The organism is Escherichia sp. E3659 (assembly GCF_005781135.1).
GTDB lineage: Bacteria > Pseudomonadota > Gammaproteobacteria > Enterobacterales > Enterobacteriaceae > Escherichia.
In genome coordinates, this window is sequence record NZ_VATQ01000026.1 from 66754 (window position 1) to 85889 (window position 19136).

The following is a 19136-nucleotide window of genomic DNA, read 5'->3' on the forward strand; positions in this document are numbered from 1 at the left end:
TTTAATAAACTTAGGAATAGATATAAAAATCTTAATGTAATAGTGTAGCAACATGTCTTTCGAGGATAAGTGCATTATGAATATCTTACATATATGTGTGACCTCAAAGTGGTTCAATATTGACAACAAGATTGTCGATCACCGCCCTTAATTTGCCCTTCTGTAGCTATCACCAGAGTCAAACCAATTAGATTCAATGTGATCTATTAGTTTGCCATGCCTTAATTTTACCTTTTAGACAAGCCATTATTGCTTTATCTATTTGCTCGTCTAAATAAATGTACTCACATACATAAATATGGTGAATTAATGGTTATTGCAGACGCAATATTCACAGGGATCACTGTAATTAAAATAAATGAAGGATTATGCAATGGAAAACTTTAAACATCTCCCTGAACCGTTCCGCATTCGTGTTATTGAGCCAGTAAAACGTACGACTCGCGCTTACCGTGAAGAAGCGATTATTAAATCTGGTATGAACCCGTTCCTGCTGGATAGCGAAGATGTGTTTATCGATTTACTGACCGACAGCGGCACCGGGGCGGTAACCCAAAGTATGCAGGCAGCGATGATGCGCGGCGACGAAGCCTACAGTGGCAGCCGCAGCTACTATGCGTTAGCCGAGTCAGTAAAAAATATCTTTGGTTATCAATACACTATTCCGACTCACCAGGGCCGTGGCGCAGAGCAAATCTATATTCCAGTACTGATTAAAAAACGCGAGCAGGAAAAAGGTCTGGATCGCAGCAAAATGGTGGCGTTCTCTAACTATTTCTTCGATACCACTCAGGGCCATAGCCAGATTAACGGCTGTACCGTGCGTAACGTCTATATCAAAGAAGCCTTCGATACTGGCGTACGTTACGACTTTAAAGGCAACTTTGACCTCGAAGGATTAGAACGCGGTATTGAAGAAGTTGGCCCGAATAACGTGCCGTATATCGTTGCGACCATTACCAGCAACTCCGCAGGCGGCCAGCCGGTTTCACTGGCAAATATGAAAGCGATGTACAGCATTGCGAAGAAATACGATATTCCGGTAGTGATGGACTCCGCCCGCTTTGCCGAAAACGCCTATTTCATCAAACAGCGTGAAGCGGAATATAAAGACTGGACTATCGAGCAGATCACTCGCGAAACCTATAAATATGCAGATATGCTGGCGATGTCCGCCAAGAAAGATGCGATGGTGCCGATGGGCGGCCTGCTGTGCGTGAAAGACGACAGCTTCTTCGATGTCTACACCGAATGCAGAACGCTGTGCGTAGTGCAGGAAGGCTTCCCGACTTATGGTGGTCTGGAAGGCGGTGCGATGGAGCGTCTGGCGGTGGGTCTGTATGACGGCATGAACCATGACTGGCTGGCTTATCGTATTGCGCAGGTGCAGTATCTGGTCGATGGTCTGGAAGAGATTGGCGTAGTATGCCAGCAGGCGGGCGGTCATGCGGCGTTCGTTGATGCCGGTAAACTGTTGCCACATATCCCGGCAGATCAATTCCCGGCACAGGCACTGGCGTGCGAATTGTATAAAGTCGCCGGTATCCGTGCGGTAGAAATTGGTTCCTTCCTGTTAGGTCGCGATCCGAAAACCGGTAAACAACTGCCTTGCCCGGCAGAACTGCTGCGTTTAACCATTCCACGCGCAACATATACCCAAACACATATGGACTTCATTATTGAAGCCTTCAAACATGTGAAAGAGAACGCGACAAATATTAAAGGATTAACCTTTACCTACGAACCAAAAGTATTGCGTCACTTCACCGCAAAACTGAAAGAAGTTTAATTAACACTACAGAGTGGCTATAAGGATGTTAGCCACTCTATTTCCCCTACATCCTCATAACAAAAATAGCCTTCCTCTAAAGGTGGCATCATGACTGATCAATCAGAAAAAAAGCACTCTGCATTTTGGGGTGTTATGGTTATAGCCGGTACAGTAATTGGCGGTGGGATGTTTGCTTTACCTGTTGACCTTGCCGGTGCCTGGTTTTTTTGGGGCGCTTTTATTCTTATTATCGCCTGGTTTTCAATGTTACATTCAGGCCTATTATTATTAGAAGCAAACTTAAATTACCCCGTCGGCTCCAGTTTTAACACCATCACCAAAGATTTAATTGGCAACACCTGGAACATTATTAGCGGTATTACCGTTGCCTTCGTTCTCTATATTCTCACTTATGCTTATATCTCTGCTAACGGCGCAATCATTAGCGAAACGATATCGATGAATTTGGGCTATCACGCTAATCCACGCATTGTCGGGATCTGTACGGCCATTTTCGTTGCCAGCGTATTGTGGATAAGCTCTTTAGCCGCCAGTCGTATTACCTCGTTGTTCCTCGGGCTGAAGATTATCTCCTTTGTGATCGTGTTTGGTTCTTTCTTCTTCCAGGTCGATTATTCCATTCTGCGCGATTCCACCAGCACGACTGCGGGGACGTCTTACTTCCCGTATATCTTTATGGCTTTGCCGGTGTGTCTGGCGTCATTTGGTTTCCACGGCAATATTCCCAGTCTCATTATTTGCTATGGCAAAAAGAAAGATAAACTAATCAAAAGCGTAGTTTTCGGCTCGCTGCTGGCACTGGTGATTTATCTCTTCTGGCTTTATTGCACGATGGGGAATATCTCGCGAGAAAGTTTTAAAGCGATTATCTCCTCGGGCGGCAACGTTGATTCACTGGTAAAAACGTTCCTCGGCACCAAACAGCATGGCATTATCGAATTTTGCCTGCTGGTGTTCTCCAACTTAGCTGTCGCCAGTTCGTTCTTTGGCGTCACGCTTGGGCTGTTCGATTACCTGGCGGATCTGTTTAAGATTGATAACTCCCACGGCGGACGTTTCAAAACCGTGCTGTTAACCTTCCTGCCACCCGCTTTGTTGTATCTCGTCTTCCCGAATGGCTTTATTTACGGGATTGGCGGTGCAGGACTGTGCGCCACCATCTGGGCGGTCATTATCCCCGCGGTGCTGGCAATCAAAGCACGCAAGAAGTTTCCCAATCAGATATTCACGGTCTGGGGCGGCAATCTTATTCCGGCGATTGTCATTCTCTTTGGTATCACCGTGATTTTGTGCTGGTTCGGCAACGTATTTAACGTGTTACCTAAATTTGGCTAAGCCCTTAAAGAAGCCAGCGGTCATTCGCTGGCTTCTTGCCTGAAAGGAAATCTCGTTTGTCCAAATGGCAACTCGCCTGATTCTCCTTCACCACGTATGCTTTGCGTCACCTTCCCGTCAGGACGCTTTATCCCATGTCCCGCTTTTTAATTTGTAGTTTTGCTCTGGTTTTACTCTATCCCGCAGGTATTGATATGTACCTGGTCGGCTTACCGCGCATCGCCGCCGATCTCAATGCCAGCGAAGCGCAGTTGCATATTGCGTTCTCCGTTTACCTTGCGGGGATGGCAGCAGCAATGTTATTTGCCGGGAAAGTGGCCGACCGTTCAGGGAGAAAACCTGTCGCCATCCCCGGCGCGGCGTTATTTATTATCGCCTCTGTGCTCTGTTCACTGGCTGAAACCAGCGCGTTATTTCTTGCAGGACGCTTTCTGCAGGGACTCGGCGCGGGCTGTTGCTACGTGGTGGCATTCGCGATTTTACGCGACACGCTGGACGATCGACGTCGGGCAAAAGTGCTGTCATTACTCAACGGCATTACCTGCATCATTCCGGTGTTAGCGCCAGTGCTTGGCCACCTGATTATGCTTAAGTTCCCGTGGCAGAGCCTGTTCTGGGTAATGGCGCTGATGGGTGTCGCGGTACTCGTGTTGTCATTGTTTATTTTAAAAGAAACCCGCCCTGCGGCACCTGCCGTTTCGGGCAAAACACGAGAAAATAACGAGTCTTTGCTTAACCGCTTTTTCCTCAGCCGAGTGCTTATCACCACCCTCAGCGTCTCAGTCATACTTACCTTCGTGAATACGTCGCCAGTATTGATGATGGAAATCATGGGCTTTGCGCGCGGAGAATACGCCACCATTATGGCGTTGACCGCAGGTGTTAGCATGACCGTATCATTCTCCACGCCATTTGCGTTGGGGATTTTTAAGCCACGTACGTTGATGATCACCTCACAGGTGTTATTTCTGGCGGCGGGAATCATCCTAGCGGTTTCGCCTTCCCATGCAGTTTCGCTGTTTGGCATCACGTTGATTTGCGCTGGTTTTTCGGTGGGATTCGGCGTGGCAATGAGTCAGGCGTTAGGGCCGTTTTCATTACGCGCGGGCGTAGCCAGTTCGACATTAGGCATTGCACAGGTTTGCGGTTCATCACTGTGGATTTGGCTAGCGGCGGTAGTCGGCGTAGGCGCATGGAATATGCTGATCGGGATTCTGATTGCCTGTAGCATAGTGAGCCTGTTGCTGATTATGCTCGTCGCGCCTGGACGCCCCGTTACCGCTCATGAAGAAATCCATCACCACACTTGATCTGAATTTGCTGCTCTGCCTGCAACTGCTGATGCAGGAGCGCAGCGTGACCAAAGCGGCGAAGCGGATGAACGTGACGCCTTCGGCGGTGAGCAAATCTCTGGCAAAGCTTCGGATATGGTTTGATGACCTGCTCTTTGTGAACTCACCGCTGGGCCTGACGCCAACGCCGCTGATGGTCAGCATGGAACAAAATCTGGCGGAGTGGATGCAAATGAGCAATCTGCTGCTGGATAAACCGCACCACCAAACGCCACGTGGTCTGAAGTTTGAGCTGGCAGCAGAATCGCCGCTGATGATGATTATGTTTAATGCGCTGTCGAAACATATTTACCAGCGTTACCCACAGGCGACGATTAAACTGCGCAACTGGGATTATGACTCGTTGGATGCAATTATTCGTGGCGAAGTGGATATCGGTTTTACCGGACGAGAAAGCCACCCTCGCTCGCGAGAACAGCTTAGCCTTCTGCCGTTGTCTATTGATTATGACGTATTATTTACGGACTTACCGTGCGTCTGGTTGCGCAAAGATCATCCGGCGCTGCGTGAAGAATGGGATCTGGATACTTTTTTACGTTATCCACATATCAGCATTTGCTGGGAACAGAGCGATACCTGGGCGCTGGACAATGTGTTGCAGGAATCAGGACGCGAACGCACGATTGCCATGAGTCTGCCGGAATTCGAGCAGTCACTGTTTATGGCGGCGCAGCCCGACAATCTGCTACTGGCGACCGCACCGCGCTACTGTCAGTACTACAACCAACTCCACCAGCTTCCACTGGTTGCACTCCCTCTCCCGTTTGACGAAATCCAGCAAAAAAAGCTGGAAGTGCCGTTTACTCTGCTGTGGCACAAACGGAACAGCCATAACCCGAAGATCGTCTGGTTACGGGAAACAATTAAAAATCTTTACGCCTCGATGACATAATTAAATCGTATAAAACGCGACCATATTTCGCGATAAAATGTAAAAAACATGTAATAAATTTGTCTGAATCGAACTTTTCGCCGCTTTAGTCTGTCCATAATTTCAGTAAATGATTACTCTGTATTCATAATGGACCATTAAGCATGGAGCGAAAAATGGCGACTCACTTTGCCCGAGGGATTTTAACGGAAGGACACCTGATATCTGTTCGTCTACCCTCCCAGTGTCATCAAGAAGCCCTAAATCTTCCCCCTCATCGTCAAAGTCGTTTCCTGGCGTCCAGAGGTTTACTCGCAGAACTGATGTTCTTGCTGTACGGCATTAGTGAATTGCCGGAAATCGTCACCCAGGCAAAAGGAAAGCCGGTTTTCCACGATAGAAATTTACCCTCATTTTCAATAGCCTATGCCGGAAACATGGTCGGAGTGGCGTTAACAACTGAAGGTGAATGTGGCCTCGATATGGAACTACAGCGCGCGACTCGTGGGTTTCATAGCCCTCACGCGCCCGATAACCATGCTTTTTCCAGCAATGAATCACTATGGATCAGTAAGCAAAACGATCCTAACGAAGCGCGAGCGCAGCTCATCACGCTGCGCCGAAGCGTGCTAAAACTTACCGGTGATGTTTTGAATGACGACCCGCGAAATCTGCAGTTGATGCCCATTGCGGGACGCCTGAAATGTGCCCATGTAAATCATGTAGAAGCGATATGCGACGCAGAGGAAGTGCTGGTATGGTCCGTGGCGGTCAGCCCAGCGATTGAAAAGCTCAATGTCTGGGAGTTTGATGGCAAGCAAGGCTGGAAAAGCCTGCCGGATATTCACAGCCGCGCCAATAATCCTACCAGCCGGATGATGCGTTTTGCCCAGCTCTCTACCGTGAAGTCATTTTTGCCAAATTGATAGACAACCACAGGAGTCATCATGTCTGAAAAATTGAAGGTGGTTACGTTATTGGGAAGCCTGCGCAAAGGTTCATTTAATGGCATGGTTGCACGTACGCTGCCAAAAATTGCCCCAGCGGGTATGGAGGTTAACGCGTTGCCATCTATTGCTGACATTCCCTTATATGACGCAGACGTACAGCAGGAAGACGGTTTTCCAGCAACGGTTGAAGCTCTGGCGGAACAGATTCGTCAGGCGGATGGTGTGGTGATCGTGACGCCGGAATATAACTACTCGGTGCCGGGTGGACTGAAAAATGCCATCGACTGGCTTTCCCGCCTGCCCGATCAGCCATTGGCCGGTAAACCGGTGTTGATTCAGACCAGTTCAATGGGCGTAATTGGCGGCGCACGCTGTCAGTATCATCTGCGCCAGATTCTGGTCTTCCTGGATGCAATGGTAATGAACAAACCAGAGTTTATGGGCGGCGTGATTCAGAACAAAGTCGATCCACAGACTGGAGAAGTGATTGATCAGGGAACGCTGGACCACCTGACCGGGCAGTTGACCGCATTTGGCGAGTTTATTCAACGGGTTAAGATCTAAATAAAAAACCCGCCAGCAATCATGCATGGCGGGTTTTTAAGGCGCTATCGATTTTAGTGGGCGTCGATAAAGACAATTTTCAGCACAAACAGCAGCGCCACGATAATCACGCACGGGCTAAGGTCGCGCAGACGGCCTGTACCGATTTTCATCACGCAGTAGGAGATAAAGCCCAGCGCAATACCTTCGGTAATCGAGAAGCTAAACGGCATCATCACGGCAGTAATAAACGCCGGAACGGATTCGGTGAGATCCTGCCATTTCACACGCGCAAGACTTGAGGTCATCAGTACGCCAACGTAAATGAGCGCGCCAGCCGCGGCGTAGCCAGGCACCATCCCCGCCAGCGGCGACAGGAAGATAACCAGCAGGAACAGCAAACCAACAACCACTGCCGTCAGACCAGTACGCCCACCAACGGAAACACCGGAGGAGGACTCAATATACGCCGTAACAGAAGAAGTACCGATAAACGAACCGGTCACGGAAGAGATACTGTCGACATACAGCGCCTGCTTCATGCGCGGGAATTTACCTTTCTCATCCGCCAGACCTGCTTTATCAGTCACGCCAATCAGCGTACCGGAGGAGTCAAACAGGTTAACCAGCATGAAAGAGAAAATCACGCCAGCCAGTCCGAGGTTGAATGAACCAGCTAAATCCACATGCCCCACCACGGTCATCACGCTCGGCGGCGCGGAGACAATGCCGTTGTAGTGCACATCACCCAGCATCCAGCCTAGTAGCGTTGTCACCACGATAGAAACCAGCACCGCTGCGTGAATGTTACGTGAAGCCAGAATGGCGATGATGAAGAAGCCGAGGATACCCAGCAGCACGCTGTGAGAAGTCAGATTACCGATACTCACCAGCGTTTCCGGATTAGCGACAATCACACCTGCGTTTTTCAGCCCCATCATGCCGATGAACAGGCCGATACCGCTGGTGATCCCCACACGCAGACTCACCGGAATGTTGGCAATCATCCAGTAGCGAACGCGGAAGATTGTCAGTAACAGCAGACCAATAGCGCCCCAGAAGATTGCGCCCATCCCGACCTGCCACGGTAAGCCCATCGCCTGCACAACGACAAAGGCGAAGAATGCGTTCAGCCCCATGGCGGGTGCCAGCGCGACTGGCAGGTTAGCAAACAGCCCCATCAGAATACTGCCGAACGCAGCAATCAGACAGGTGGTGACGAAGACGGCGCTGGTGTCCATGCCAGCAACGCCGAGAATTTGCGGGTTAACAAAAACGATGTAAACCATCGTCAGGAAGGTGGTAAAACCGGCGATCACTTCGGTCCGTGCCGTCGTGCCATGTTCGCGCAGTTTAAACACGCGTTCCAGCATCCCCTGGCCAGAAGCCTGGGTTGTGTGTTGTTGACTCATTATCTATTTCCGAACAAGGAGGGAAAATACGTCGCTATCGTATACCAAAATGAGACAATATGGACGGCTGAAGATAACTTTTTTTCATTGTATTTGCTTATACGGCAACGATTGCGTCATGCGAATATGCCTGACGAAAACGTTAAACTAACGATAAAGGAAAGACATGTCCCAGATAGAAGCGGTATTTTTCGACTGCGACGGTACGCTGGTCGACAGCGAGGTCATTTGCTCCCGTGCCTATGTCACGATGTTCAGGGAATTTGGCATTAACGTTGACCTTGAAGAAATTTTTACCCGCTTTAAAGGCGTAAAACTCTACGAAATCATCGACATCATTAGCAAAGAACAGGGCGTAGAAATGGTCCGTGCCGATGCCGAACACGTTTACCGTGCGGAAGTGGCGCGCCTGTTTGATAGCGAGCTTGAGGTGATTGCAGGAGCGAACGAATTGCTGGCTAGTGTGAAAGTGCCGATGTGCGTCGTCTCTAACGGCCCGGTCAGCAAGATGCAGCATTCGCTTGGTAAGCTCAACATGCTGCACTATTTCCCGGAAAAACTGTTCAGCGGTTACGACATTCAGCGTTGGAAGCCCGACCCGGCGTTAATGTTCCATGCGGCAAAAGCGATGAATGTGAACGTTGAAAACTGCATTCTGGTCGATGACTCCAGCGCCGGTGCGCAGTCAGGAATCGATGCTGGTATGGAAGTGTTTTACTTCTGCGCTGACCCGCACAATAAGCCGATCGTTCATCCGAAAGTCACCACCTTTACCGAGTTGGCGCAGTTACCTGCACTCTGGAAGGCACGAGGCTGGAATATTACGGCATAACGATTCAAACTCCCTTCACTTACCCCGCTTAATCTGGCAAAAATGGATAAGTAACGGGAGTTTGATATGTCTGTTCAACGTCGGGTAATACATCACGCGTCTACCAGGATTCGGTATTTAATGTCCGAAAACAAACTCTTTAAGCTAAGCGGGATGCTTTATCTTTGGGCTACTCAAAAGCAGACAGGATGTTTCTATGACTCAAAATATCAGGCCGTTACCCCTATTCAAATATCATCCGCAACCACTGGAAACAAGTGCATTTAAGCAGGATAAAACCGTAGAGTGCGATTGCTGTGAACAACCGACGTCGGTTTATTACTCTGGTCCTTTTTATTGCGTTGATGAAGTTGAATATCTCTGTCCGTGGTGCATTGCGGACGGTTCTGCGGCAGAAAAGTTTGCAGGTAGTTTTCAGGATGATACAAACATCGAAGGCGTTGAATTTGAGTATGATGAAGAGGACGAATTTGCTGGTGTTAAGAACACATATCCTGACGATATGCTGAAAGAGTTGGTTGAACGCACGCCAGGTTATCATGGATGGCAGCAGGAATTCTGGCTCGCACATTGTGGCGATTTCTGTGCTTTTATCGGCTATGTGGGCTGGAATGAGATAAAAGATCGCCTAGATGAATTTGCCAATCTTGAAGAAGATTGTGAAAATTTCGGTATTAAAAATTCTGATCTAGCTAAATGTTTGCAAAACGGCGGTGATTGTCAGGGTTATCTGTTCCGCTGTCTCCACTGCGGCAAGCTGAGACTGTGGGGCGATTTTTCGTAATGCTACTCTGCCCGGTAAATTTTACCGGGCAGAGTGCCTGGTGCAGCGCACGCTTAGCGTTACGCTTTCGAATCTTTCTCTGCCAGCAATTTATCCAGCTCATCGCCGCCGACGTGACGGAAATCCTGACCTTTCACGTAGTAGAAGATGTATTCGCAGATATTCTGGCAGCGGTCACCGATACGTTCGATTGAACGCGCACAGAACAGCGCGGTAAGTACGCTCGGAATGGTACGCGAATCTTCCATCATGTAGGTCATCAGTTGACGAACAATCCCTTCGTACTCCTGATCGACTTTTTTATCTTCACGATAAATACGTACCGCTTCGTCAATGTCCATCCGCGCGAACGCGTCCAGCACGTCGTGCAGCATCTGGATGGTATGACGGCCCAGCGACTCCAGACTTACCAGCAACGGCTGATGCTGCTGGGAGAATTTCTCCAGTGCAGTGCGACAGATTTTGTCCGCCACGTCGCCAATACGCTCCAGCTCGGAAATGGTTTTACTGATCACCATCACCAGACGCAGGTCGCTCGCCGTCGGCTGACGTTTGGCAATAATGCGCACGCAGGCTTCATCGATTGCCACTTCCATCATGTTGACGTTCTTGTCGCCTTCGATCACGCGTTTTGCCAGATCGCTGTCCTGGTTGTGCATCGCGGTGATCGCATCAGAAAGCTGCTGCTCCACCATGCCGCCCATGGTCATCACCTGCGTGCGGATGCTTTCCAGTTCGGCGTTGAACTGGCCGGAAATATGTTTATTAAGATTGAGACTGTCCATAACGCACTCCTGAATCAACCGTAACGACCGGTGATGTAGTCTTCTGTTTGTTTCTTCGCTGGCTTGGTGAACAGATCGTCCGTGTTGCTGAACTCAATCAATTCGCCCAGATACATAAACGCCGTGTGGTCGGAACAACGCGCAGCCTGCTGCATGTTGTGGGTGACGATCACCACGGTGTAATCCTGCTTCAGTTCGGTGATCAGCTCTTCAATACGCCCGGTAGAGATGGGGTCGAGCGCCGAACACGGTTCGTCGAGCAGCAGCACTTCCGGGCGAATGGCGATACCACGCGCAATACACAGACGCTGTTGCTGACCGCCAGAGAGAGAGTAACCGCTCTGGTGCAATTTATCTTTGGTTTCGTTCCACAATGCGGCTTTGGTCAATGCCCACTGCACTCGCTCGTCCATGTCAGCACGGGAGAGCTTCTCAAACAGACGCACGCCAAAAGCGATGTTGTCGTAAATGGACATCGGGAACGGCGTCGGTTTCTGAAACACCATGCCCACTTTCGCACGCAGCAGAGCGATATCCTGAGTGTTGGTCAGAATGTTGTCGCCATCGAGCAGAATTTCACCTTCCGCGCGCTGCTCTGGATACAGTTCAAACATTTTGTTGAAGGTACGCAGCAGCGTCGATTTACCGCAGCCGGACGGCCCGATAAACGCCGTAACCTGGTTTTTAGCGATATCCAGGTTGATGTTTTTCAGGGCATGGAATTTGCCGTAGTAGAAGTTCAAATTACGAACCTGAATTTTACTCGGGGCAGTTTCAACCATACTCATTGCAATCTTTTCCTCATCGTGCCTGATGCATTTCGCGAATCAGGCTTACCGTAGGCCGGATAAAGCGTTCACGCCGCATCCGGCAAAGTGTTAACCGTGTTTATTCTTCGCAAATACAACGCGCGCCAGAATGTTCAGCAGCAGTACGCACAGGGTAATGATCAATACCCCGGCCCAGGCCAGTTGCTGCCATTCCGCAAACGGGCTCATCGCAAACTTAAAGATCGTCACCGGCAGGTTGGCGATCGGCTGCATCATGTCCGTGCTCCAGAACTGGTTGGAGAGCGCGGTAAACAGCAGCGGCGCGGTTTCACCGGCAATACGGGCAATCGCCAGCAGGATACCGGTCATGATCCCGGACACCGACGCTTTCAGCGTAATCGCGGAGATCATCTTCCACTTCGGTGTACCCAGCGCATAAGCCGCTTCACGCAGGCTGTCCGGCACCAGTTTCAGCATGTTCTCGGTGGTGCGGATAACAATCGGCACCTGCAACAGCGCCAGCGCAATTACGCCCGCCCAGCCAGAGAAGTGCTCCATCTGCGCCACCACAATGGTGTAAACAAACAGACCAACCACAATCGACGGCGCAGAGAGCAGAATGTCGTTAATGAAGCGAATCACCTCTGCCAGCCAGGATTTACGACCATATTCCGCCAGATAAATCCCCGCCATAATGCCCAGCGGCGTACCGAATACCGTGGCCCACAAAATTAACAGCCCGCTACCCGCCAGGGCGTTCGCCAGACCACCACCTTCCGTATTGGGCGGCGGCGTCATTTCAGTGAACAGCGCCAGCGACATACCATCGATACCGCGAGTGATGGTGGACATTAAAATCCAGATCAGCCAGAACAGACCGAAGGCCATCGTCGCCATCGAGAGCGTCAGTGCAATACGGTTTTTGAGGCGGCGACGCGCCTGCATTTTGCGGCGGGATTCCGCCAGCGCCGCAGTGGTTTGCATTTCAACCATAGCCATTAGCGTGCCCCCTCATTCTTAGCCAGGCGCATAATCATAAACTTCGATGCGGCGAGGACGATGAAGGTAATCACAAACAGGATCAGGCCCAGTTCCATCAGTGCGGCAACGTGCAGACCGGATTCCGCTTCGGCAAATTCGTTGGCCAGAGCAGAGGTGATACTGTTGCCCGGCATGTACAGCGAGGCGCTGTCGAGCTGGTAGGTGTTACCGATGATAAAGGTCACCGCCATGGTTTCACCGAGCGCGCGCCCCAGACCCAGCATAATGCCACCGATTACCCCATTTTTGGTGAACGGAAGAACAATACGCCAGATAACTTCCCAGGTGGTGCAGCCAATACCGTAGGCCGACTCTTTCATCATCACCGGGGTTTGTTCGAACACATCGCGCATTACCGCCGCAATGTACGGAATAATCATGATGGCGAGGATCACGCCTGCCGCGAGGATACCGATACCAAATGCCGGACCGGAGAACAGCGCGCCGACAATCGGGATATTCGACATGATATTGCCGACCGGCTCCTGAAAGTAAACGGCGAACAGCGGCGCGAAGATAAACAGGCCCCACATGCCGTAAACGATACTTGGAATGGCTGCCAGCAACTCAATGGCGATACCCAGCGGGCGCTTCAGCCAGCCAGGCGCAAGCTCGGTCAGGAACAGGGCGATACCGAAACTCACCGGGACGGCGATCAGCAGCGCGATAAACGAAGTCACCAACGTACCGTAGATCGGTACCAGCGCCCCGTAGATATCGTTCGGTGCATCCCACTCTTTGGTCCACAGGAAAGCCAGACCAAATTTCTGAATGCTCGGCCAGGAGGAGATGATCAGAGAGACAATAATGCCACCCAACATCAATAGCACAATCAGCGCCGCCAGTTTTACCAGCACGCTGAAAATTATGTCGCCCTTTTTACCCGGTGGGTTAAAAGCAGGCTTGGTTGCAGCCATAAGTTACTCTTCAGTTAAACGCGTTTACAAAGTCATTTTGTAATGCCGGATGCGGCGTTAACGCCGCATCCGGCCTGGAGTTTTATTAGTACAGCGGCTTACCGCTACTGTCTTTAATATTGGTCTTCCACGCTGCGCGAACCTGTTCAACTACGCTATCCGGCAGGCTGGCATAATCCAGGTCGTTCGCCTGTTTAGCCCCGGTTTTGTACGCCCAGTCGAAGAACTTCAGCACTTCTGTGCCTTGTTCTGGTTTCTTCTGATCTTTGTGGATCAGAATGAACGTGGTAGAGGTAATAGGCCACGCATCTTCGCCTTTCTGGTTGGTCAGATCCTGAGCGAAGGTTTTGCTCCAGTCTGCGCCTTTTGCTGCATTAGCGAAGTTTTCTTCGGTCGGACTAACCGGTTTGCCATCAGCGGAGATCAGTTTGGTGTACGCCAGGTTGTTCTGCTTCGCGTAAGCATATTCAACGTAACCAATTGCACCCGGCAGACGCTGAACGAACGCGGCGATACCGTCGTTACCTTTACCACCCAGACCAATCGGCCATTTTACGGTAGAGCCAGTACCAACGTTGTTTTTCCACTCTTCGTTCACTTTCGCCAGGTAGCTGGTGAAGACGAAGGAAGTCCCGGAGCCATCTGCACGGCGCACTACAGCGATATTCTGTGAAGGCAGTTTCAGACCCGGATTCAATTTGGCGATGGCTTCATCATCCCACTTTTTAATTTTGCCCAGGTAGATATCGCCGAGGGTTTTACCATCCAGCACCAGTTCGCCAGATTTCAGGCCCGGTAAGTTAACCGCCAGCACCACGCCGCCAATCACGGTCGGGAACTGGAACAGACCTTCCTGAGCCAGTTTTTCGTCAGACAGCGGCGCGTCAGAAGCACCGAAATCAACGGTGTTAGCGATAATCTGTTTTACGCCGCCGGAAGAACCGATACCCTGGTAGTTAACTTTATTACCGGTTTCTTTTTGGTAAGTGTCAGCCCATTTGGCATACACCGGCGCAGGAAAGGTTGCACCTGCACCTGTCAGGCTTGCTTCTGCAAACACAGAGAAAGCGCTCATCGATAAGGTCGCGGCGACAACAGTTGCGACGGTGGTACGCATAACTTTCATAATGTCTCCTGGGAGGATTCATAAAGCATTGTTTGTTGGCTACGAGAAGCAAAATAGGACAAACAGGTGACAGTTATATGTAAGGTTTATGACAGTTTTATGACACGAAAGAAAACTCTTTTCGCCTGGTGAAAAATCAATAAGTTAGAAGTGAAAGTGACATTAGCCTGGCAGAATAATTTTCTTTCTGTGACAGTTTAAAAATAGCTGAAGATGAGACGATGAGAGAGGGGATCGAAAAATGCCCTGCGAAAGCAGGGCATCAGATTATTGACAAAGTGCGCGTTGTTCATGACGGATGCGGCGTGAACGCCTTATTCGGCCTACAAAATCGTGCAAATTCAAAATATTGCAGTAACCACGTAGGCCTGATAAGCGTAGCGCATCAGGCAGTTTTGCGTTTGTCAGCAGTCACATGCCCTGCTTACGCAGGGCATCCATTCATTACTCAACCGTAACCGATTTTGCCAGGTTACGCGGCTGGTCAACGTCGGTGCCTTTGATCAGCGCGACATGGTAAGCCAGTAGCTGCAGCGGAACGGTGTAGAAGATCGGTGCAATCACCTCTTCCACATGCGGCATCTCGATGATGTGCATGTTATCGCTACCGACAAAACCTGCATCCTGATCGGCGAAGACGTACAACTGACCGCCACGCGCACGAACTTCTTCAATGTTGGATTTCAGTTTTTCCAACAGTTCGTTGTTCGGTGCAACGACGATAACCGGCATATCCGCGTCAATCAGCGCCAGCGGACCGTGTTTCAGTTCGCCTGCAGCATAGGCTTCAGCGTGAATGTAAGAGATCTCTTTCAGCTTCAATGCGCCTTCCAGCGCGATCGGGTACTGATCGCCACGGCCCAGGAACAGCGCGTGGTGTTTGTCAGAGAAATCTTCCGCCAGGGCTTCAATTCGTTTGTCCTGAGACAGCATCTGCTCAATACGGTTCGGCAGCGCCTGCAGACCATGCACGATATCATGCTCAATGGAGGCATCCAGACCTTTCAGGCGAGACAGTTTCGCCACCAGCATCAACAGCACGGTTAACTGAGTGGTGAATGCTTTGGTGGACGCCACGCCAATTTCAGTACCCGCATTAGTCATCAGCGCCAGATCGGATTCACGTACCAGAGAAGAACCCGGAACGTTACAGATTGCCAGCGAGCCCAAATATCCCAGCTCTTTCGACAGACGCAGGCCAGCCAGGGTATCTGCGGTTTCGCCAGACTGCGACAGGGTGATCATCAGGCTATTGCGGCGTACTGCAGATTTGCGATAGCGGAATTCAGAGGCGATTTCAACGTCGCACGGAATACCTGCCAGCGATTCAAACCAGTAGCGGGAAACCATACCGGAGTTATAAGAAGTACCGCAGGCGAGGATCTGAATATGCTCAACCTTCGACAGCAGTTCGTCGGCGTTCGGCCCCAGCTCGCTTAAATCCACCTGGCCGTGGCTGATACGCCCGGTAAGGGTGTTTTTGATCGCGTTCGGCTGTTCGTAGATCTCTTTCTGCATGTAGTGACGGTAAATACCTTTATCGCCCGCGTCATATTGCAGATTGGATTCAATATCCTGACGTTTCACTTCCGCGCCTGATTTATCGAAGATAGTTACCGAGCGGCGAGTCACTTCGGCAATATCGCCCTCTTCAAGGAAGATAAAGCGACGAGTCACTGGCAGCAGAGCCAACTGGTCAGAAGCGATAAAGTTTTCGCCCATACCGAGGCCAATCACCAACGGACTACCAGAACGTGCCGCCAGCAGGGTATCCGGGTGACGGGTATCCATAATTACCGTGCCATAAGCGCCACGCAGCTGTGGAATAGCACGCAGAACAGCTTCACGCAGAGTGCCACCCTGTTTCAGTTCCCAGTTCACCAGGTGAGCAATCACTTCGGTGTCGGTTTCAGAAACGAAGGTATAGCCACGCGCTTTTAACTCTTCACGCAGCGGTTCATGGTTTTCGATGATGCCGTTATGCACCACCACAATGTGTTCAGAAACATGCGGATGCGCATTCACTTCTGAAGGTTCGCCGTGCGTCGCCCAGCGAGTATGAGCAATACCCGTACCGCCATGCAGAGGATGTTCTTCCGCTGCCTGAGCCAGCATCTGGACTTTACCGAGACGACGTAGACGGGTCATATGACCTTCTGCGTCAACAACGGCCAGACCAGCAGAGTCATAACCGCGGTATTCCAGACGACGTAAACCTTCAAGAAGGATTTCTGCTACATCACGTTGCGCGATCGCGCCAACAATTCCACACATAGTTTTTGATTCCGGTTTATATCGTTGTCGGTCAACCTGTATGCCCGTTTTTTCGGGCGCCCCGAGCCTTGTAGAGAGTGGGGTTATTTTTATAGTTACTGCTTGTAGGAGGGAGATTATGTTATCTCCTCATCCCAGGAGGCCGGATTTACCCAGCCAGAATTACTTTTTCTTTGCCGGACGACGCCAGCCTTCTTTTTGCGACTGCGGCACGCGGCTGATAGCTAATGCGTTTTCGCCAACATTACGCGTCACAGTTGTACCGGCAGCAATCGTCGCGCCTTTACCCACCGTTACAGGAGCCACCAGCTGGGTGTCGGAACCGACAAATACATCATCGCCGATAATGGTTTTGAATTTATTCGCTCCATCATAGTTGCAGGTAATGGTTCCCGCACCGATGTTAACGTTATCGCCGATCTCCGCATCGCCCAGGTAAGTCAGATGACCAGCTTTCGAGCCTTTACCCAGACGCGCTTTTTTCATCTCAACGAAGTTACCGACGTGTGCACCTTCCAGCAACTCAGCACCGGGGCGCAGACGGGCAAACGGGCCAATGGTACAGGCCGCTGCCAGATTAGCATCTTCCACTACGGTATACGGGCTAATTTCGCAATCATCACCAATCACGCTGTTTTTAATCACGCAACCAGTGCCGATTTTCACGCGATTACCGAGAGTAACGTTACCCTCGATGATAACGTTAGTATCAATTTCAACATCGCGCCCGTGAGTAAGCGTACCGCGCAGATCAAAACGGGCCGGATCGCGCAACATAACGCCTGCTAACAGCAGTTTTTCAGCCTGTTCGGACTGGTAAACGCGCTCCAGACGAGAGAGTTGCAGACGGTTATTCACGCCTTCAACTTCGCTTAAACGTTGCGGGTGAACGGCAACGATTTCACGTCCTTCCTGATACGCCAGCGCAATAATATCGGTGATGTAGTATTCACCCTGAGCGTTATTGTTGGTCAGCTTCGCCAGCCAGCGTTTCATATCTGCGCCGTTGGCGATCAGAATGCCGGTGTTGATTTCCTGAATCTGACGCTGCTCGTCAGTGGCATCTTTATGCTCAACAATACCAGTAACTTTGCCGTTTTCGCGGGTAATACGACCATAACCGGTCGGATCATCCAGTTTCACTGTCAGCAGGCCAATGCCGCCCTGCGGTTTAGCATCACGCAGGCGCTGGAGTGTTTCAACAGAGATCAACGGCACGTCGCCGTAGAGCATTAAAATGTCTTCGTCATCGGCAAAGAAAGGTGCAGCCTGCTGCATGGCATGACCAGTACCCAGTTGCTCTGCCTGAAGCACCCAGTTCAGGTTGTCGTCTTTCAGTGCCTGTTTAAGCAGATCGCCGCCGTGGCCGTAAACCAGGTGAACGTGCGCTGCGCCTAATTCATTCGCAGCATCAATGACATGCTGAACCATCGCTTTCCCGGCAAGGGTATGCAGCACTTTCGGAAGATCGGAATACATGCGAGTGCCTTTGCCTGCTGCAAGGATCACTACGCTCATAGCATTATTCAACATACGCGTCCTGACTGTAATTTGAGAACGAATTTAAACCGCTTCACATTGAAAAAACTACATTTTTTTCATCGTGAAATGGACAGGGGATAAATTGCTCAATAACGGATTATCCCCACTGGCGAAAGAGCTATTTTCGACCATCGTCACGCCTTTTGTCTTCATAAAAGTAAGACACCACCTTCATTTAAGCGTCAGGCTGATGTTTTTGCTCTTATTTCGATCAATGAATAAACAGGAAAATCAGCGAAGGATTTCGCGTAATTATAAAAATGAGTTTAATTGCGGGATATAAAAATGCGCAGGATATAGCAGAACCAATCTCGCTGCAGCGCGCGAAAAAAAAGCCAGCCTGTTTCCAGACTGGCTTTGTGCTTTTCAAGCCGGTGTTACATCGCTTTTTTGGTCAACTCGATAACGCGCAGCTGCGCGATCGCTTTGGCCAGTTCCGCAGACGCCTGAGCGTAATCTACGTCGCCGTGAGAGCTGCTAATGTGCTCTTCAGCCTTACGTTTCGCTTCCATGGCTCGCGCTTCGTCGAGATCCTGTCCGCGAATTGCGGTGTCGGCCAGAACGGTCACGTTGCCAGGCTGCACTTCAAGAATGCCGCCAGACAGATAGATAAACTCTTCGTGACCGTGCTGTTTCACGATGCGAATCATACCAGGCTTAATGGCGGTGAGCAGCGGTGCGTGGCCCGGGTAAATTCCCAGTTCACCTTCGCTACCCGTTACCTGGATTTTCTCGACCAGACCAGAGAACATTTGTTGCTCTGCGCTGACGACGTCCAGGTGGTAAGTCATTGCCATATCACCCTCCGAT

At 50.5% G+C, this 19136-nt stretch carries 18 protein-coding genes; 9 read left to right on the forward strand and 9 right to left on the reverse strand.

What is annotated here, in order from left to right; genetic code table 11:
- The first annotated feature begins 76 nt into the window (after positions 1–76).
- The 7 genes from tnaC (at position 77) to yieF (ending at position 6864) form a co-directional block, all read left to right on the forward strand.
- On the forward strand, positions 77–151 hold the full coding sequence (gene tnaC, locus FEK47_RS17495) for a tryptophanase leader peptide (protein ID WP_001364348.1): 75 nt from the start codon (positions 77–79) through the stop codon (positions 149–151).
- 222 nt (positions 152–373) lie between these two features.
- Positions 374–1789 (forward strand): tryptophanase, encoded by a 1416-nt coding sequence (tnaA, locus tag FEK47_RS17500; protein WP_130206804.1) that lies wholly within the window; start codon positions 374–376, stop codon positions 1787–1789.
- A 90-nt stretch (positions 1790–1879) separates the two neighbouring features.
- Positions 1880–3127, forward strand: coding sequence for a low affinity tryptophan permease TnaB (tnaB, locus tag FEK47_RS17505; RefSeq protein WP_130215102.1), 1248 nt, complete (start codon positions 1880–1882; stop codon positions 3125–3127).
- A 134-nt stretch (positions 3128–3261) separates the two neighbouring features.
- Positions 3262–4437 (forward strand): multidrug efflux MFS transporter MdtL, encoded by a 1176-nt coding sequence (mdtL, locus tag FEK47_RS17510; RefSeq protein WP_135486986.1) that lies wholly within the window; start codon positions 3262–3264, stop codon positions 4435–4437.
- Positions 4412–5371 (forward strand): HTH-type transcriptional regulator YidZ, encoded by a 960-nt coding sequence (gene yidZ / locus FEK47_RS17515; RefSeq protein WP_130258393.1) that lies wholly within the window; start codon positions 4412–4414, stop codon positions 5369–5371. Before mdtL ends, yidZ begins: the two co-directional genes overlap by 26 nt.
- Before the next feature lie 155 nt (positions 5372–5526).
- Positions 5527–6276 carry a 4'-phosphopantetheinyl transferase superfamily protein gene (locus FEK47_RS17520; protein ID WP_130258394.1) on the forward strand — a complete coding sequence of 250 codons (750 nt, stop codon included), beginning with the start codon at positions 5527–5529 and terminating at the stop codon, positions 6274–6276.
- Between the two features lie 21 nt (positions 6277–6297).
- Positions 6298–6864 carry a class I chromate reductase YieF gene (gene yieF, locus FEK47_RS17525; protein ID WP_130235770.1) on the forward strand — a complete coding sequence of 189 codons (567 nt, stop codon included), beginning with the start codon at positions 6298–6300 and terminating at the stop codon, positions 6862–6864.
- Between the two features lie 53 nt (positions 6865–6917).
- On the opposite strand, the gene adeP is transcribed toward yieF, so the two are convergent.
- Entirely contained in the window at positions 6918–8255 is a 1338-nt protein-coding gene (gene adeP / locus FEK47_RS17530) for an adenine permease AdeP (protein ID WP_064525932.1), read from the reverse strand.
- Positions 8256–8421: 166 nt separating this feature from the next.
- Between adeP and yieH the strand changes: the two genes are divergently transcribed.
- Entirely contained in the window at positions 8422–9087 is a 666-nt protein-coding gene (gene yieH / locus FEK47_RS17535) for a 6-phosphogluconate phosphatase (protein ID WP_135403725.1), read from the forward strand.
- 196 nt (positions 9088–9283) lie between these two features.
- A complete protein-coding gene (cbrC, locus tag FEK47_RS17540) occupies positions 9284–9871 on the forward strand; it encodes a PF03691 family colicin E2 tolerance protein CbrC (RefSeq protein WP_135486985.1) in 588 nt (195 codons plus the stop codon).
- A gap of 59 nt (positions 9872–9930) precedes the next feature.
- Here the strand turns inward: cbrC and phoU are convergent, their stop codons facing one another.
- The 8 genes from phoU to FEK47_RS17580 form a co-directional block, all read right to left on the reverse strand.
- Positions 9931–10656, reverse strand: coding sequence for a phosphate signaling complex protein PhoU (gene phoU, locus FEK47_RS17545; protein WP_130206818.1), 726 nt, complete (start codon positions 10654–10656; stop codon positions 9931–9933).
- Positions 10657–10670: 14 nt separating this feature from the next.
- The gene (gene pstB / locus FEK47_RS17550) at positions 10671–11444 is read right to left on the reverse strand and encodes a phosphate ABC transporter ATP-binding protein PstB (RefSeq protein ID WP_000063126.1); all 774 of its coding nucleotides are present in this window, start codon (positions 11442–11444) and stop codon (positions 10671–10673) included.
- A 90-nt stretch (positions 11445–11534) separates the two neighbouring features.
- Positions 11535–12425 (reverse strand): phosphate ABC transporter permease PstA, encoded by an 891-nt coding sequence (gene pstA, locus FEK47_RS17555; RefSeq protein ID WP_001251991.1) that lies wholly within the window; start codon positions 12423–12425, stop codon positions 11535–11537.
- On the reverse strand, positions 12425–13384 hold the full coding sequence (pstC, locus tag FEK47_RS17560; RefSeq protein ID WP_000741620.1) for a phosphate ABC transporter permease PstC: 960 nt from the start codon (positions 13382–13384) through the stop codon (positions 12425–12427). Before pstC ends, pstA begins: the two co-directional genes overlap by 1 nt.
- Before the next feature lie 85 nt (positions 13385–13469).
- Positions 13470–14510, reverse strand: a complete 1041-nt coding sequence (gene pstS / locus FEK47_RS17565) for a phosphate ABC transporter substrate-binding protein PstS (protein WP_000867162.1) — start codon at positions 14508–14510, stop codon at positions 13470–13472.
- A 444-nt stretch (positions 14511–14954) separates the two neighbouring features.
- On the reverse strand, positions 14955–16784 hold the full coding sequence (glmS, locus tag FEK47_RS17570) for a glutamine--fructose-6-phosphate transaminase (isomerizing) (RefSeq protein WP_130215082.1): 1830 nt from the start codon (positions 16782–16784) through the stop codon (positions 14955–14957).
- A 162-nt stretch (positions 16785–16946) separates the two neighbouring features.
- Positions 16947–18317, reverse strand: a complete 1371-nt coding sequence (glmU, locus tag FEK47_RS17575; protein ID WP_130215080.1) for a bifunctional UDP-N-acetylglucosamine diphosphorylase/glucosamine-1-phosphate N-acetyltransferase GlmU — start codon at positions 18315–18317, stop codon at positions 16947–16949.
- 386 nt (positions 18318–18703) lie between these two features.
- Positions 18704–19123 (reverse strand): F0F1 ATP synthase subunit epsilon, encoded by a 420-nt coding sequence (locus tag FEK47_RS17580; RefSeq protein ID WP_001251965.1) that lies wholly within the window; start codon positions 19121–19123, stop codon positions 18704–18706.
- Between the last annotated feature and the right edge of the window lie 13 nt (positions 19124–19136).